Source organism: Bacillus sp. SD075, assembly GCF_017355165.1.
Lineage (GTDB): Bacteria > Bacillota > Bacilli > Bacillales > DSM-1321 > Peribacillus.
On the sequence record NZ_JADILK010000004.1, the window covers coordinates 91107 to 108142 of the forward strand.

Sequence of the window (17036 nt, forward strand, 5' to 3'; positions counted from 1 at the left end):
AAGGATCGAACCTTTTCACTCTTCATAATTACTGAAACGCTTTTAAGTACTAAAGCACTAGCTAAATATAAAGGAGTTTCGGGAGAATGTCAAAGGAATATTTTAGTAGCGTTCGATTTTTTCATTTATATTTCTTTGCACTAATTCAATGCCCACGATTACCACTGTCCTTTCAATAGATTTAATTCCACCATAAAGACTTTTATTTGATTCGATAATTATTAGGCTAATTGAAATGCCTTGGTTGACTCATTGATTTTTACTAAATAATGAAACAGTTTTTTTCATAATGAGCGATTGGGGATTTCCTAATTCCATTCATAATTGGCATGTATCAAATTCCGGACGATCGAACTGTGGTTATGGAAGAAATCACCTTGCATTCCCACAACAAAAGTCTGATGTGTCCATTAGGGAAGTTATCATTCCCAGTATATAAGACCGTAAGGTAAGCGATAGTGATCGTACCAAAAAATCATGGTTGAAAAAGCTCCAGTTAAAATCGAGTAGGAGGAGGCGCTTAGCCTCCGACCTCTCACCCACCGTACGTACCGTTCGGTATACGGCGGTTCAGTTTAAGTCTGACGTAGTTTTATATATCGTTCATATAGATTTCCTAACCCATGATGGTGCCAATAAGCATTATTAAGGGTTTTAACTAGGATAGGGCTATGCGCAGTGCGCCAATAGCCCTTTCTGCTATTTCCCCATTCATATGCTTTTCCATATGGGACACCGAGTCCTTTGAGTTTTCTCACTCTCGTTCCTGGTAACTTCCATTGTTTCCATAGGCACATCCTGAGTCTTCTTCGAATCCATGAATCTATATTCTTCAATACGTTCGGAGTATCAATGAGGGCGAAATACCCCATCCAACCTCTTAGGTATTGCTTTAACTTATTTATACGGATTTCCATGGGTATCGGTAATTTTCTCGAGGTCATTTCCCTGATTCGTTTCTTTACTCTCTTCACCGATTGTTTAGCCAGACGAACCTTCGGGTTCTTCTCTGACATCGTGAAACTAAAACCCAGAAACGTTCTGTTCCAAGGACGATCATACTTCGATTTCTCGTAGTTGACCTTTAACTTCAATTTATTTTCAATGAAGCTTGAGATATTTCCCATTGCACGTTTGGCGGCTTTTCGAGTTTTCACAAAGATATGACAGTCATCGGCATACCTTACGAATCGAAGATTGCGTTTCTCTAGTTCTTTATCTAAATCGTATAACATGATATTAGATAGTAAAGGACTTAACGGACCTCCTCACTTTTATGAAATAATCCGCCTATCATCATGCCTGCTTGAAGGAATTTACGAATCAGTTTGAGGACCCGTTTATCTTGAATTTTCCGTTCTACCATTCCCATGAGCTTGTCGTGATTCACTTTATCGAAGAATTTCTCCAAATCCATATCCACTACCCAAGTATACCCTTCGGTAATATAAAGTTTTGCTTTTCGAACAGCCTGGTGTCCTTGTTTGTTAGGGCGAAAGCCATAGCTATTCTCCGAAAAGGTTGAGTCAAATACCTTGGTCAATATTTGGGCAATGGCTTGTTGAATGAAACGGTCTAGAACGGTTGGAATACCCAATAGCCGAACTCCGCCATTTGGTTTCGGGATTTCGATACGTCGGACGGGCTGCGGTTGATAGATTCCCTGTAAAAGGGCAGTTTTCATGTTCTCCCATTCGGTTACGAGGTGCGGTCTCAGGTTTTGAACCGACATTCCATCTACACCATGGCTCCCCTTATTTCTTTCTACACGCTTCAATGCCTGTATTAAGTTTCCCCTCTCTAGTATTTGTTCCATTAACATCGTTGATATCCTTTCTTACGTGGACGAGATGGTCTGTTTGTGCCTTTATCTGCTCCGCCCTTTTGAAGTTCCCCGTGTATTCACCACTTCTTCCTTCAAATAAGTTCCATAAGGAATTGTTTGCTTCTTCGCAGAATAACGAACGCCTAGTATCCGTCCTTCTTAAACTATTCGGTCCTTCTTTATCTTCTCGAGTAGACAAGTACTATGACCTCTGCTGACTTCTAATGATTCAGCTGTCCATCACTGGACAGGTTACCAAGTGTACTTGGCTGTCATTAGACCTCCCCGGGTAAGAGCGCAATCTTTCCCTCCATCTATCTGCTTCATTTACTCTGTACCACCTTCGGCAGTAAGGACTTCGTTTTGTTTCGCAAACTCATCCAATGGTACCTAGCCTTATATGAAGTTCGTGTGCCTCAGACCGGAGGTTTGCCGCTTGCTTCCTTCAGATTCCACGTCACCATGGACACCCTTGCATTAAGCTAACCATTACTACTGCCTTCATGGTTCGGGACTCACACCCTATAGATTGCACCCATGCCGGGCGCACGAAAAAAACCCGTGTATATCACACGGGCTTCTCCATTACTTCAAATCCATTGGATTATATAATTCCACGTCAGGGTTTTTATCTTGGAACCAACGAAGTGCAAACTCATTTTCAAATAAGAATGCATATTTATCAAACCGGTCTTTAACAAGGATGCTTCTTGAGCTATGAAGATTTTCATCAAGCTTTTCATCCTCAGCCCAACGTGTAATCTTGCTGCCCATTCGCTCCATCACGACTTCAACATTGTACTCGTTCCTCATTCGATGCTCGAACACTTCAAATTGAAGTTGCCCGACCGCACCAAGCAGATATTCTTCCATACGAACCGTTTTGAAGAGCTGAATTGCCCCTTCTTGTACAAGTTGGTTAATTCCTTTATGGAAATGTTTCTGTTTCATGACGTTTTTAGCTGTTACCCTCATGAATAGTTCTGGTGTAAACTGAGGCAGCCTTTCAAACTGAAACATGTCTTTGCTTGTCGTAATCGTATCGCCAATTTGGTAGTTACCGGTATCATATAAACCGATGATATCCCCGCTTACCGCTTCATTTACGGTGTTCCGATCATCAGCCATGAATTGGGTAGAGGAAGAAAGGTTGATCGGTTTCCCTGTCCTGCTCAAGTTGACGCTCATTCCACGCTCGAATTTACCGGAGCAAATGCGAAGGAAAGCGATCCTATCACGGTGTTTTGGGTTCATATTCGCCTGGATTTTGAAAATGAAACCAGAAAAATCATTACTGACTGGATCCATTTCACCCGATGTTGTCATCCGTGCTTGTGGAGCTGGTGCAAATTTCAAATAAGCATCCAAAAACGTCTGAACACCAAATGTCGTTAAAGCACTGCCGAAAAATACAGGACTAAGTTTTCCATTCGCAATATTTTCTTCAGAGAATTGATTTCCTGCTTCAGTCAACAGCATGATTTCTTCCAAAGTTTGCTCATATAACTGGGAATCCTTAAGTTTATGATCCACTTCGAGTTCACCTTCATCATTTAATGGAAGAAAACGCTCTTCCCCTTCAGTTTTGAACTGTTCAATACGATTATTGAACCTGTCGTAAATGCCCACGAAGTCTTTTCCCATCCCAATCGGCCAATTCATTGGGTATGTTTCTATACCTAATACCTCTTCGAGTTCAGCAAGCAATTCGAGCGGCATTTTACCTTGTCGGTCCATTTTATTGATAAAAGTGAAAATCGGGATACCTCTCATCCGGCATACTTTGAATAATTTAACCGTCTGATCCTCGATACCTTTTGCCGAATCGATGATCATCACGGCACTATCAACAGCCATCAGTGTACGATATGTGTCTTCACTGAAATCTTGGTGACCCGGTGTATCGAGAATATTGACACGGAAATCATCATAATCGAATTGCATGACTGAAGATGTAACGGATATTCCCCTTTGCTTTTCAATCTCCATCCAGTCGCTGGTTGCATACTTCCCTGTTTTTCTAGCTTTAACTGTTCCGGCATCACGGATTGCGCCACCAAACAGTAATAATTTTTCTGTCAAAGTTGTTTTCCCGGCATCCGGGTGAGAGATGATTGCGAAGGTACGTCGGGATTGAACCTCGTCTTTTAATGTAGTCATAAAATGTTCCTTTCATTATTGGAGTCATCAATAAAAAATTTATATGAGGTTTACTTTATTTTTTACATTGGAATGGCAACCTTTCTTTGTATGCATAAATCCTGATCATACACAATATATGTAAGAAGAAATATATCATAAGGCTTAAGCCTTGGCTACTCGGCATTCATTTCAATCAACCTTACTATTTTAACACGATATGAAGGAAAGATGTAGAGGTGAATGGACCACGATAAGATGATTTATTCAAATGGCAAAACAAAAGACGCTTTATCAGCGTCCTTATCTTAATATGGTTACCGTTCATATATTCATGGTTTAACTTATTTACCTCGCTGTTTTAATCGCTTTTTGATTCCGCTTGTTTTTCCAGCGTTTTTTTACTTCTTTGAATATGATGGGAGCAGCAAAAATGAGGGCCCTTTTTAATAATTTCTTCATTTTTCATCAGTCCTTTCTTTCTTATCCTATATATACCCGATTATCTTCGTAAAAAACTTTAATGCCAAATTGTTTTCCGGATTTCAACTGTAAAGGCTTTTCCCTCATGGACATCGCAAGCATCATCAAATTTCAATCCAGGAAATCCTGCGACAATACCGTTATACTTCCCCGTATAAAACCTTCCTAAAATGATTTTCCCCAAATGAGAATGTATAAATTACTTCCATTTGTTTTATCCTTTATAAAGGTGGGTATATACTAAAAAACTGGAAATCACTTCAGAGGTAGCGGGTTAATATTTCATGTAGGCATTCACATATTATCAAGCATCTTCGTATGATAATTTTAACTTGAATGAGGGTGCTGGATAATGTGTGAATTGATTTTCCATCCAGGTAAAATCATCACCATTAATATTTTTTTACTTTTTAGGAGGATTCATCGAATGACAGTAACAGGTAAAGTAAAATGGTTCAATAGTGACAAGGGGTTTGGATTCATCGAAGTACCAAACGAAGATGATGTTTTCGTTCATTTTTCCGCCATTCAAGGAGAAGGTTTCAAAAGCCTTGATGAAGGTCAAGAGGTAGAATTTGAGATCGAAGAAGGAAACCGGGGACCTCAAGCTAAAAATGTGGTAAAACTATAAAGCATAGATACAAAAACATAATGGATATGCAATGCAAAAGGATGCCGCCCATATTGGGCGGCATCCTTTCCTTTTATATATGATCCATCACGGCATATTCACGTTATCTTTCATTAAAGTGATCCAAAATGAAACCGGGAACATGTTCACCAGAAAAACTCTTGATGTCCACATCTCTGCTTTCTTTATAATAAAAGGCAGCTGAATACTCTCCGCCCCAATCGATTTGGGCATTATCAATGGCCGTCCCTATTTCCGAAGCGGTCTTAATTTTCAATCGATTTGGCTGTTGTTCAATCTGTTGTGCAAGTTCACTTTCAGAATTCGAATGATAAATTTTCGAATCGGTCTTCGCAACCAGGATATATGAGATATCATCAGCCATTAACCGCGCTTTTTCCGATTGTCCGGTACTTTCCATCCATTTTGAAAACTGAGTATATGAAGAGTCCCAATTCATATAAATGGTTTTGTTATTATTCAAAAGAATGTTGATGGAGGCATAATCACCAAAAGAAGATGTCATTTGGGTGAACGATTGATTATTCAGATCCTCGGATAATGCATGCACGGCAGCTTCCAGCTGTTGACCTTCCGTGATCGTTATTGATTTGTCCACTTGTCCGCTCGCCGTTATCTTGATTTTAGAAACGTCTTCAGCGGACACATTCAATAACTCATTAACCATTTTTTTATATTCATTCGACTCATAGATTTTAGCCAATAGTGGCATGTATGAATCGTAATTTTGTAAATGATACTCTCTTGCTAACCGTTTTCCATTCTTGAGTTCATACATCAGAAATACGGATTGTCCATCTTTCAATTCACCAATGGGAACCATTTTACCCTTTTCGATAATTTCCTGATGCAATAACCTGATTGCTTCTATATTTTCCTTCTCTTTAAGATAATTGGAAGCATTATACACGCCCTCATCTTCAAAAAACAAAGGAGAATTGCCAATATAAATTTGGCTAATCATCTTCTCATCAGGAATCTTGGCCTTATACTGAAGGGGATCTATTTTTATAATGAGTGCCAGTACAATGATAGCCACTATAAATGCTGCATAACCATTCCGGTTGACCCGTATTCGCCAGGTCTTTTGCAGGACAATTTCCCCTAAATAATATCCAAGCAAAGAACCGACGGTATATCCGAAGAAAATCCACCCGGGTTCGCCTGTCGTTTCGCTAAAATAAAGACCTGTAAACAGCATCATGCATAATGTCAGGCCGAATTTAAATAATGGCTTAATCTTCGGGTAAACAAATGCCTGCGATACATGCTCCAGCTTTCTCCTCTCATAGAGAAAAAGAGCGCTAATCAGAAAAAGAAAGGTTAATATACAATAAATTAATGTATTAATAGACAAAAAAGTGATTTTTTCCATCTCCGTTGCTGCTAATAAGGGGGAGATGCCATTCATATTGGTACTTAGATAATAATCTGAAGAAAATCCTGCTATCAAAAACTTCACATTGGCTGCAAACAATACAAACAGCCCCACCGGCAAAGCAAGAAAAATATAGGTCAGCAATCCTTGAAAGGCTGATAATCCCGTCACCATTCCAATTAAAACCGCAACAGAAAAAATCAAAGCTTCCAAAATAAATGTAGTCCCCATCCAAGACCATATATCCGACATCGTATATAGCCTTTCTATATCAATTGCCGAGTGGAATAATATCAATAATGAACCTGTAAGTAAAATCGGCAAACCCATGAAACCAATTCCCGTTCCAATCATATGAACGTAGATGCTGCGTCTAGTAATCGGTAAACTATGAATAAAGTCTGAGGCTTGTTTCATTTGTAAAAACCGAAAAAGGAAGATGGCTAGTAACACTGGAATAACGATGACCAAGACAAACTGTATCATCTGCTGACAGGAAAAAAGGTTTTCGAATTCCACATATTCATTGTTCTCATTCAAGATAATCGCTAACATCTCCAGAGGCAGTGCAAATATGAGGCCGACAAGGTACAGAAGACCAATCCAGCCAGTGCTTCTGAAAATATAGATAATCAGTTCTCTATTAAACCAGGTTATTCTGGATGACATAACCGATATCCCCCATTTCGTAAATGAATATCTCCTCTAGAGTAAGGGGGAGAATATCTAATATTTCTGGCTGAAACTGATTAAAGTGCGATTTGATCATGGATTCTTTCCCTTTAACGATGCAAACGATAACGCTTCCGCGTCTTTCCTTGTTAAGAATTTGAATTCCTCGGTATAAACCGTGGGGAATTTTATGTTTAAAGGCAATTTGCACTTTGTGTACATCCGCTTTCAAGTCATTCAAATCCTTTTGGATAACAAGCTCACCTCTATGCAAAATCCCTACATGATCGGCTAAATCTTCAATTTCCCGGAGATTATGGGATGATAGTAAAATCGTCATATCCCTTTCCGATACATCCTGAACCAACAACTGTCTCACATTTTTACGCATGACCGGATCTAATCCATCAAACGGTTCATCCAAGATGAGAACTTCCGGCATCGTCGAGAGTGCGAGCCAAAAAGCAACCTGTCTCTGCATTCCCTTCGATAGTTTATGTATTTTATTTTGGACGGGTATCGGGAATACTTCCTGTAATTGATAGAACCGTTCTTGATTCCATTCACTATAAATATGGCTATAAAAACCTGCCATTTGCATGATCGTATAGTTAGCAAGGAAATAAGGCGTATCAGGAAGGAAGAAACAGCGATTTTTCACTTCACGGTTTTCAAACACATTTGACCCATCAATAAGAACTTCACCTGCATCCTGTATCAGATTGCCTGAAAGCATTTTTAATAGAGTCGTTTTACCCGCCCCATTTGAACCTAATAACCCGAATATGGAGCCTTTTTGTATGACCAAGGTGACGTTTTTGATTGCTTCTTTTCCTTCATATAATTTACTCACCTGTTTAATTTGAATCATGAATCCCCCCCCTTTGCCAATGGTCTGATTTCCTTTATTATTCTATAAATTTCATGTTTATCAATTCCTATATAAAGAGCTTCAGCGAGCACCTTTGAAAGCTCATTTCTGATCTTTTCTTCTTTCAATGAATTTTTCAAGGATTTAGGAGGGGCCACGAAATTCCCTTTGCCGGGTAATGTATATATAAACCCGTCAGATTCAAGCTGCTTGTATGCTTTTTGGATCGTATTTGGATTGATGGTCAATTCCTGAGCCAATATTCGTATGGAGGGGAGCTGATTATGTTCCTGTAAAACTTCATTGATCATTAGTACCTTGAACTGATCCATCAATTGCTCATATATCGGCTTTCCACTTTGAACATCCAACTCGAACATCATAAACCCTCCTTGCAAATGGGTGTATTACATCTCCTAATACAGTATATTATAAAACAATATCTTCCAATTTTAAACCAATTTAAAACAATACTCTCCATAAACCCGCTTTCATTTTGTTTAACAAGACTTACAGTAGGGAACTAATGATAGTAAGAATAAACAAAGGAGTTGTTTTCATTGAAACCATTATATACAGCTACAGTCACCGTACACGGTGGTCGTGAGGGACATGTTAAATCAGAGGACGGGATTCTGGATTTCGACGTGAGGTCACCGAAGGAATTAGGTGGTTCCGGTGAGCGGGCTACAAATCCTGAACAGTTATTCGCAGCCGGTTACGCGGCATGTTTTGACAGTGCCTTGAATCTTGTTCTGCAAAAAGAAAAGAAAGAGGTCGATACTTCCGTTACGGCAAATGTAACGATCGGTAAAGATGAGGAAGACGGCGGTTTTAAATTGGCTGTAAGGTTGGATATTTCGATTCCCGACCTAAGCAGGGAAGAAGCCCAAGACTTCGCCAAAAAAGCACACATGACCTGCCCCTATTCAAAAGCAACTCGCGGGAACGTCGATGTCACCTTGATTTTGTCATAAAATTCATGCAAGGGAATGGATACGGCATTAATGCCGGCCCCATTCCCTTTTTCTTATTTCACTTCTTCCAATCCCTTCATTTTCAAAAGAAAGCCCAGACCTATTACCACCATGATAATCAATGACCCTAATGCCATCCGGCTCGCCAATGTACCGAGGTCATGGAATACCAACGTTATCGTTCCATATAATAGCGGACCGATTATAGAGGAGACTTTTCCAGAGAATGCAAATAGTCCAAAAAATTGCCCCCTCTTCTCATCCGGGGTCAATTCAATGATATATGTCCGTGATGTCACCCACATCGAACCAAGCGAAATGCCGAACATACTCCCAGCGACCCAGAACCAAAGAGCAGTTTGTGCAAAGACCGCTATAAATAAAGCGACCAAGAGCAGAACTCCCACATATGTCACAGCTAACCGCGGTCCCTTCGACTGCGTGATGTATCCAAACAGAAACGATCCGGCTATACTCGATACTGTCGATACCAAGTAAAGTAAAATGAATCCGCTTGAGGAAAATCCAACAACAGTCTTGGCATATACCGCCATCATGCCGATAGTAGTCGCAATTGCATCATTTAAAAAGAAATAAGCAATCATGAATGTAAAAACCGATCGATAGGATTGCATCTCTTTAAATGTTGATTTAATTTCCTTATAACCGGATAAAAAAGGTTGTTTCGCTTTTTGCTGTTTTGGAGACTCTTTTAAAAAAAAGAATAAGGGAAGGGAAAAAACCAGAAATAAAATGGCCGTGGGAATAAAGGCTTCATGTGAACTCCTTTTACTTATGAATGGATAGATTGACAGGCCCACTAACGTTCCAAGGTAGCCTACCGCCACGCCAAATCCTGATATAAGCGGCATTTGCTGTTTCGTGCCTAAATCACTCATCATCGTATCATAGAAAACAAGACTCGAATGATAGAAAAACTTTGCTATCACAAATAATAGAATGACGATTGCTAAGGATATTGGAATGCCCAGAAGCTTTCCATCGAACGGCGCCCCTCCAAATACCCCCATTAAAAATGTACATACAACAGAAATGAGCGTGAAAATCATAATGTATTTTTTCATTTTTCCCGTTCGATCGATCATAACACCGAACAGAGGGGAAAACAAAACAAGAAACAAACTGGCAATCGCATTTGCGTAGGAGATGAAGGTACTGGCAATCTGATCAAGAACGGCATTTTCCCCAATTTGTTCCTGGAGGAAGAATGGAAAGAAAATCGTATTGATATTAGAAGAAAAAATCGTATTGGCAAAATCGTAAAACGCCCAAGAGAGAATGGGCAGGGAAAAATACAAACCAAAATTCCCCTTCCATTTTTTAGACTTCGGTTTCACCTGCAATCCCATCTGCTTTCCCTCCTTATTGGTACTTAAAATATAGTATTCCATACCTTTCCAATAAATCCTTTGCGTCGGGATTATAACATTGTGTAAAACATGATTTTTTCCCGCCTAACATGTAATATTATGAAATGAGGCTGTCCTGATAACTTCTTTATCTTCTTTTTAAAGAATATTTAAGAATGATAATCAATGTGCATAATAGGAGTGTGAAAGATGATTGCATTTTTTCTTATTATCGCGGTAACCATACTTGTCCTGTTCGCTATCTACGCTAAAAGATCGAAGAGTGGTTTCCCTGAAAGCTTCATAAGACAGCATTCCCCCCTTAAAATTGGACATCGCGGTGCATCTGGATATTGCCCCGAGAATACAATGGCATCTTATAATAAAGCAATTGAATTGGGAGCTGATTTCCTGGAAGTGGATATCCATCTTAGTAAAGATGATGTACTTGTGGTTCATCATGATCCCACCCTGAATCGAACCACAAACGGCAAAGGGAACATCCGTGATTACACAGCAGCCGAATTAAAGGAACTGGATGCAGGAAGCTGGTATCATTCACGCTATAAAAACGAAAGGATTCCTTTACTAAGTGAGGTATTGGAGAATTTCGGGTCTGAAGTTGGAATTTTAATCGAATTAAAGCATCCATCTGCTTATCCCGGCATTGAACAGAAACTTGCAGAAGAATTAGGGGAATTCCCGGAAAATACAACAAGTAAAAATAGGATAATGGTTCATTCGTTCGATATGGAATCCATGAAGAGGTTTCATCAATTAATGCCGGACATACCAGTGGGTGTTCTGATAAAATGGAGAATTAATGACCAACAATTAAAAGAGATTGCCGAGTTTGCATCATTTTTGAATCCAAAGCAAACGATTTTAAGTACGAAGCTGCAAATGCGAATCCAAAAGCACGGGATGAAAGTATATACATGGACCGTCAACAATAAAAAACAAATGCGCATGTTCAAAAAGATGCAGTTAGATGGTATCATTTCGGATTTTCCTGATTATTTTTCGGATTGAAACTTTGAATGATATGTAAAAAGACATGAATGTTTTCTTTTAAAATCATGGTCCGGGGTGAAAGCTCCGACCTCCCCCTTTGTCGACAAACTGAACAATCCGCAAATGCGGATTGTTTTTTAATAACATTGATATGATTGTATCTCATGCGCATCCGTTCCATAATAGGCCCATCGCTGTTGACTTCGTCGCCAACGATACCCAGCCACTGAATTATAGCCGACATATGTCGGGTAGAACCAAAATGAACGGCCATTTTTAAGCCAGACATACGTATGTTGGTATAAGCACCCTTTCATTGAACCAGCGTCAATAGCTTTAACCATTCCATCTTGAAGTTGTGGAATAAATAAAGGCGGAGCTATATGAGGCGGACCTCCTCCATGCGGCGGCGGTTGGCCCCCTCCGTAGGATGGACCAGGCGGGCCAGGCGGAGTTCTTTCATCCATTTGCTGATATTCAAATGGATATGGCACTGCCGGGAAATCATTATTCATGTTTGGGTGATATGCATATTGATATAAATTATTTTCAATACCATTATTGTGGTTCTTTTTATTGAATGAATCGTAAGGTTTCAAACCTTTTCACCTCATAATTGAACTTCCTTTTATCCATATGCAGAAGAATGACCATTTGTTCAATCTTCGCTCCTAATTACTCGAATCTGGATTCTACTTGACCTTTATCGTCAAATCAATGCATCAGAAAATATTCCCTGTTTATTTTTTGAAAATATCCCTATATTTTTTAGCTTTCTTGTACTAGAATTTGATATATTGTTCTTAATGATTTAAACTCAGTAAGGTCTAAAGTCATTTCAGGCTTTTTGGAGTAAACAAAACTACATTTTCTTATCTTAGAAAAAACGAGGGATTCCTATGTGGGAATTATTATTAGAATTCGATTATCAGACCGTCCGCCATGCGGTATGGGCAGGTTATTTATTTACCTTTGTCTTTCCACTGGCTGCGTTTTACTTCTTAAATAAAAAGCAATCGCTCTTGAACGACAAATATCAAGCTTCCGTTCATTCAGATAAAAGTAAATCCCCTGTTCATGCAGGCAGCATTTTTGACTGGCGCGGTGCACAGCGCTTTTTCACATTTATCCGGCAAAAGGATTCACCCGATGATTCCGATGAGCCAAGCCGCCTTCTCGTTGTTTAACCACTAACAATTCGAGGAGGAATTATATTGAAGAAGAAAAACATGTTTCTAATGGCCGTCCTATTTCTGGCAACGACCCTTTTGACAGGATGCTCAGCAGCAACGAGCGGTCCATTTCATACTGCATTGGTTAACCCCATGACAAAAATGCTAGAATTTAATGCTGTTTTATTTCATGGCAACTATGGTTTAAGCATCATCATGATGACATTTTTGATTCGCCTTGTCTTGCTCCCGCTGACTGCCAAGCAATATAAAACACAGCTTAGCATGAAAACGAAGATGAATGGGCTGAAACCGGAAATGTCTGCAATCCAGCAGAAAATCAAAGAGACGAAAGATCCGGCTAAACAAAAGGCCCTTCAACAGGAAATGATGCAGCTTTACCAAAAACATGGAGTCAATCCGCTAAATATGGGCTGTCTGCCGCTTTTTATTCAAATGCCGATTCTAATGGGCTTTTATTATGCGATTCAAGGTTCCCATGAAATTGCGACCCATAGTTTCCTTTGGTATAGCCTTGGCCAGCCGGATATTGCCATGGCAATTATCGCTGGTGTCATCTATTACTTCCAATCGGTCATTTCCATGAGACAAATGCCGGAAGAACAGCAGAAACAAATGAAGATGATGAGTCTGCTCTCACCAGCAATGATTTTATTCATTTCTTTCTCCGCCCCTGCTGCATTGCCACTGTATTGGTCAATCGGAGGTTTATTCATGATTGTTCAATCCATCGTGCTTCAGCGCATATATAAAAAAGACCATGCCGCTGCTCCTGCTGCGAATGAAACGGTTATGAAAAAAAGCTAATCCACTTGGATTAGCTTTTTTTCATACAGTCACTTTCCACTTCACTGAAATTTCGTGCGTAATTGCTTGCCTCGATGGACAATGAAGGGGTTTTTAGGGCGAAAATGCACTTTGTTTTATTTCTTCGGCAATGGATTTGTTGAAACCTTTTCGAAAAACTTCTCTACATAGTCAAAATCCGTGTAAAAGAACAATAATAGGTCACCCGGTTGAGATGTTTCCCAGGCTTTTACGAATGCGTCCAATTCATTAGGTTCGATGAATGTCCGTTCTTTTTGCAACCCAGCTTCTACGGCAGCTTCCTGTAGCAGACCGGCTACTTCGAACGGCTCTCTTCCCCGCAAATCATCGTCTTCTTTAATGATGAACAGATTGGAATTCATGGCAGCCACCTTGGCGAGCCTGATAAGCTCTTCATCAATACGGTCACCCGGTCCTGCCAAAACAGTGATAAGACGATTTTTATTATAAGCATTGACCGTTTCGAATATGGCCTTTAATCCTGCTTCATTATGGGCATAGTCGATGATGATCGTGCGCTCTTTCAACTTTTTTAAATTGAAACGTCCTTTAGACAAATTCGTATCAGGCATAAATGTGGCAGCCTTCCTTCTTAGTTCTTCCATGGAAATGCCTTGTGTTTCGGCTGCAGCTAACGCCTGAAGTAAATTGGCGATATTATGACGTGCCAAGCCGGAAATCGTTATTGGAATCCTGGTGCAATCCATAAATTGATGGATGACACCATCAGATGAATGACAAATCACCCCTTGTTCATTGACATACCAAACTTTACATCCCCCATTTATCACAGCCTTCACGTGAGGCTGAGTGGCATCAGTAGAGGTATAAATGACTTCCCCATCTGTATAAGCGTTCATGGCAGCAACATTCGGATCATCTGCATTCAGCACACAATAGCCTGTTTTCATTACGACTTCGGCCACCAGCCTCTTTAATTTTATGAGATCATCCAATGTATCGATTCCATCACGGCCGAGGTGATCCTCACTTACATTGGTAATGACCCCCACATCACATTTACGAAAAGCCAGACCTTCACGCAGAATCCCCCCCCGAGCCGTTTCCAATACAGCTACATCAACTTCAGGATGGGCCAATACCATTCTTGCACTGACCGGGCCACTGCAGTCACCTTGATCCAATACCTCATCGCCGATATATACTCCATCAGAATTTGTCATACCAACCTTTGTTTTTTCATTAGTAAGAAAATAATGTAACAATCGGGTCGTTGTCGTCTTTCCATTTGTACCTGTCACTGCGATGATCGGTATAGCCGCCCCCTCCCGATTCGGAAATAAATAATCGACGATGGCTTTGCCTACATCCCTTTTTTTCCCTTCACTTGGATAATGATGCATTCGAATTCCCGGTGCAGCATTCACTTCAATAATCGCAGTCTTTGAATGTTTGATAGGTTTGGATATATCCTCACATATAAAATCTATTCCTGCTATATCCAAACCGATCGTTTTCGCGGCAGCAACAGCCATATTCTTAATGGTGGGATGAACCTGGTCCGTTACATCGATTGCCTTTCCACCAGTCGAAAGATTTGCATTGCCGACAACTTGGACCAATTCCCCTTGATCCGGAATGGTATCAAGCGTCCGATTCGATTTTTCCAAGTAACACGTTACGGTATGTGTAAGAGGGATTTTTGACATCGGCTTTTCATGACCTTCTCCCCGCAAATCATTACTATTTTCCTTTTCTATCAAACTGCTTATCGATTCCTTACCGTTGCCAATAACATAGGGAGGAAGTCTCAAACTACCGGCGATAAGTTCTCCATTGACTATCAGTAACCGATAATCATGTCCTTCAATATGCCGTTCGACAATGTACTTCTCCACGTGAGACTCCAAACAATTGATTACATTGAATAGTTCATCCTTATTTTTGATATGGGTGATGACACCCTGCCCCTGTCTCCCATTATACGGTTTTATCACCAGTGGAAAACCCAGCCTGTCCGCCGAGGCAAAGATTTCTTCAATGGAATGGGCAACTTCCCCTTCAGGTACAGGGAGACCACACCCTCTTAAAATTGATTTAGTCAATGATTTGTCACATGAATTCTCAACGGCAATATTCGAAGTCTGGCTTGAAATTGTCGCCTGGACATACTTCTGCCTTGTCCCGGTTCCTAAGCGTAGTAAGCTTTCATCACCCATTCGCTCGACAGGGATACCTTTTGCTTCTGCTGCCTTGAAAATGGCTTCGGTACTTGGCCCCAGTTTATTTTTATAATACAACTGCTCTATTTGCTTTACATAAGATTGTACATTTATAATTTTTTCACCATTCAGGATTGCTTCCACGATATCTTTTGCTGCTAAAAAGGCTTGAAGACCTGAGTGAGGCTCCTGATAGTCAAAAGTAACATAATAAAAACCCTTCTTTTCCATCATTATCGTTTTTCCACGAATGGCTTCGATTCCGGCCAAGTTTTGAAGCTCAATCGTCATATGCTCCAATATATGTCCCATCCATGTTCCTTTTCTCAGCCTTTCGGCGAAACCGCCTCGATACCCTTTTGAACATGTATGGCTTCCCAAGTTCGGAAGCACCTTTAACAATTTTTCATTGAATCCAGGTATTGAATCAGATGGTTTCTGTTCCAGTTTCCCTATATCCAATTCAATGCAAATGGTAGGTGTATAAGCAAAATAATTAGGTCCTTTTAAATAACGGACTCGATTGATCATCATTGTTGGATCCCCTTTTTCATCAACAATTTCCTGGTAAGCAGGTCAAAACGGTATCCCCTTGTTAATGCATGAAGGTTAAATCCCGAAAGAGTCAACTCTTCACTGCCATTATCAGAAGATGTGATATTGATATAATCACTGGTGCTGCCATCAAGTACCAATACTTGATGTTGGCCAACTACTTCAAAAAGTCCGCCTTTGACTAAAATTGCTGTATTTTCATCAATGCCAATACCCATAATTTCTTTATTCCCTGCTATCGCACGTAACAGACGGTCAAAGCGGCCGCGTTGGGAAAAATGTTGATCGATTATCAGGCCGTCCAATAAGCCGAAACCTGCCCCAATTTCAACCTTTAACTTATTATCATTCAGCATCGTGTCAGCAGCAACGATCATATGCTTACCTAAAATGGAAGCGCCAGCACTTGTCCCTGCTATCACCATTCCTTTATGCCAAGCTTTAGAAAGGGCATCGTGGAATTTGGTTTTACCAATCAGCTCAGACAATCTGCTTTGGTTTCCCCCTGAAATGAAGATAGCTGAAAAAGATGTCAGCTGTTCACAAATTGCCGGATCGTCTGCATCCTGCCTTGAATCCAGCTTGATCACTTCCACCCTGTCCACGCCTAGTTCCCTGAAAACCTTGATATACTCTGTACTCACTTCCTCTGGAATTTCACTCGCTGTAGGCAATATACCTATTCCGCCATCGTTATGGGTTGCAAGCTCGACAAATTTATTTAATACTTCACCTTCAAGGCACTTATCTTCCGCCCCGCCAATGATAAGTAATTCACCACAATTCATTCATCATACTCACCTTTACAAATGGATTAACATCATGAAATTTCTCTAAACAAAACACATAATGACTAGTATGGCAACTTCTTACATTCTTCATTCATAAAAATGGAA

General features: G+C 40.1%; 13 protein-coding genes and 1 pseudogene. 5 read left to right on the forward strand and 9 right to left on the reverse strand.

Translation table 11 applies throughout. The features are described from left to right. Positions 1–575: 575 nt before the first annotated feature. Positions 576–1822 (reverse strand): annotated as a pseudogene (gene ltrA / locus IOC57_RS04970) (group II intron reverse transcriptase/maturase). A 588-nt stretch (positions 1823–2410) separates the two neighbouring features. Beyond that, positions 2411–3985, reverse strand: a complete 1575-nt coding sequence (locus IOC57_RS04975; RefSeq protein ID WP_098371199.1) for a peptide chain release factor 3 — start codon at positions 3983–3985, stop codon at positions 2411–2413. A gap of 889 nt (positions 3986–4874) precedes the next feature. Between IOC57_RS04975 and IOC57_RS04980 the strand changes: the two genes are divergently transcribed. After that, complete coding sequence (locus IOC57_RS04980) at positions 4875–5078, forward strand: cold-shock protein (protein ID WP_061462203.1); 204 nt, start codon at positions 4875–4877, stop codon at positions 5076–5078. Between the two features lie 103 nt (positions 5079–5181). Here the strand turns inward: IOC57_RS04980 and IOC57_RS04985 are convergent, their stop codons facing one another. Genes IOC57_RS04985 through IOC57_RS04995 form a run of 3 tightly spaced genes read right to left on the reverse strand, consistent with a single transcriptional unit; the run spans position 5182 to position 8400 of the window. Further along, positions 5182–7146 (reverse strand): DUF6449 domain-containing protein, encoded by a 1965-nt coding sequence (locus IOC57_RS04985; RefSeq protein WP_207437673.1) that lies wholly within the window; start codon positions 7144–7146, stop codon positions 5182–5184. Then, complete coding sequence (locus IOC57_RS04990) at positions 7121–8020, reverse strand: ABC transporter ATP-binding protein (RefSeq protein ID WP_207437674.1); 900 nt, start codon at positions 8018–8020, stop codon at positions 7121–7123. Before IOC57_RS04990 ends, IOC57_RS04985 begins: the two co-directional genes overlap by 26 nt. After that, complete coding sequence (locus IOC57_RS04995) at positions 8017–8400, reverse strand: GntR family transcriptional regulator (RefSeq protein WP_207437675.1); 384 nt, start codon at positions 8398–8400, stop codon at positions 8017–8019. Before IOC57_RS04995 ends, IOC57_RS04990 begins: the two co-directional genes overlap by 4 nt. 180 nt (positions 8401–8580) lie before the next feature. On the opposite strand from IOC57_RS04995, the gene IOC57_RS05000 reads away from it, so the two are divergent. Then, positions 8581–8997, forward strand: a complete 417-nt coding sequence (locus IOC57_RS05000) for an organic hydroperoxide resistance protein (RefSeq protein WP_286184541.1) — start codon at positions 8581–8583, stop codon at positions 8995–8997. Positions 8998–9050: 53 nt separating this feature from the next. Here the strand turns inward: IOC57_RS05000 and IOC57_RS05005 are convergent, their stop codons facing one another. After that, the gene (locus IOC57_RS05005) at positions 9051–10367 is read right to left on the reverse strand and encodes an MFS transporter (RefSeq protein ID WP_207437677.1); all 1317 of its coding nucleotides are present in this window, start codon (positions 10365–10367) and stop codon (positions 9051–9053) included. A 210-nt stretch (positions 10368–10577) separates the two neighbouring features. Here IOC57_RS05005 and IOC57_RS05010 point away from each other — a divergent pair, with 210 nt between their 5' ends. Next, on the forward strand, positions 10578–11399 hold the full coding sequence (locus IOC57_RS05010; protein ID WP_207437678.1) for a glycerophosphodiester phosphodiesterase: 822 nt from the start codon (positions 10578–10580) through the stop codon (positions 11397–11399). Positions 11400–11518: 119 nt separating this feature from the next. Here the strand turns inward: IOC57_RS05010 and IOC57_RS05015 are convergent, their stop codons facing one another. Further along, entirely contained in the window at positions 11519–11980 is a 462-nt protein-coding gene (locus IOC57_RS05015; protein WP_207437679.1) for a transporter, read from the reverse strand. Positions 11981–12280: 300 nt separating this feature from the next. On the opposite strand from IOC57_RS05015, the gene IOC57_RS05020 reads away from it, so the two are divergent. Both IOC57_RS05020 and yidC read left to right on the forward strand, forming a co-directional pair. Then, complete coding sequence (locus IOC57_RS05020; RefSeq protein WP_207437680.1) at positions 12281–12568, forward strand: hypothetical protein; 288 nt, start codon at positions 12281–12283, stop codon at positions 12566–12568. Positions 12569–12610: 42 nt separating this feature from the next. Then, a complete protein-coding gene (gene yidC, locus IOC57_RS05025; protein WP_207437784.1) occupies positions 12611–13381 on the forward strand; it encodes a membrane protein insertase YidC in 771 nt (256 codons plus the stop codon). A gap of 116 nt (positions 13382–13497) precedes the next feature. Here the strand turns inward: yidC and cphA are convergent, their stop codons facing one another. Both cphA and IOC57_RS05035 read right to left on the reverse strand, forming a co-directional pair. Further along, entirely contained in the window at positions 13498–16119 is a 2622-nt protein-coding gene (gene cphA / locus IOC57_RS05030) for a cyanophycin synthetase (RefSeq protein WP_207437681.1), read from the reverse strand. After that, complete coding sequence (locus tag IOC57_RS05035) at positions 16116–16928, reverse strand: cyanophycinase (RefSeq protein ID WP_207437682.1); 813 nt, start codon at positions 16926–16928, stop codon at positions 16116–16118. The genes cphA and IOC57_RS05035 overlap by 4 nt, the downstream gene beginning before the upstream one ends. Between the last annotated feature and the right edge of the window lie 108 nt (positions 16929–17036).

Bases quoted from the DNA above. Each gene is read 5' to 3' on its own strand.
- IOC57_RS04990 (WP_207437674.1), bottom strand. From the start codon at position 8,020: ATGATTCAAATTAAACAGGTGAGTAAATTATATGAAGGAAAAGAAGCA.
- IOC57_RS04995 (WP_207437675.1), bottom strand. From the start codon at position 8,400: ATGTTCGAGTTGGATGTTCAAAGTGGAAAGCCGATATATGAGCAATTG.
- IOC57_RS04980 (WP_061462203.1), top strand. From the start codon at position 4,875: ATGACAGTAACAGGTAAAGTAAAATGGTTCAATAGTGACAAGGGGTTT.
- IOC57_RS05020 (WP_207437680.1), top strand. From the start codon at position 12,281: ATGTGGGAATTATTATTAGAATTCGATTATCAGACCGTCCGCCATGCG.
- yidC (WP_207437784.1), top strand. From the start codon at position 12,611: ATGTTTCTAATGGCCGTCCTATTTCTGGCAACGACCCTTTTGACAGGA.
- IOC57_RS05005 (WP_207437677.1), bottom strand. From the start codon at position 10,367: ATGGGATTGCAGGTGAAACCGAAGTCTAAAAAATGGAAGGGGAATTTT.
- IOC57_RS04975 (WP_098371199.1), bottom strand. From the start codon at position 3,985: ATGACTACATTAAAAGACGAGGTTCAATCCCGACGTACCTTCGCAATC.
- IOC57_RS05010 (WP_207437678.1), top strand. From the start codon at position 10,578: ATGATTGCATTTTTTCTTATTATCGCGGTAACCATACTTGTCCTGTTC.
- cphA (WP_207437681.1), bottom strand. From the start codon at position 16,119: ATGATGATCAATCGAGTCCGTTATTTAAAAGGACCTAATTATTTTGCT.
- IOC57_RS05035 (WP_207437682.1), bottom strand. From the start codon at position 16,928: ATGAATTGTGGTGAATTACTTATCATTGGCGGGGCGGAAGATAAGTGC.
- IOC57_RS04985 (WP_207437673.1), bottom strand. From the start codon at position 7,146: ATGTCATCCAGAATAACCTGGTTTAATAGAGAACTGATTATCTATATT.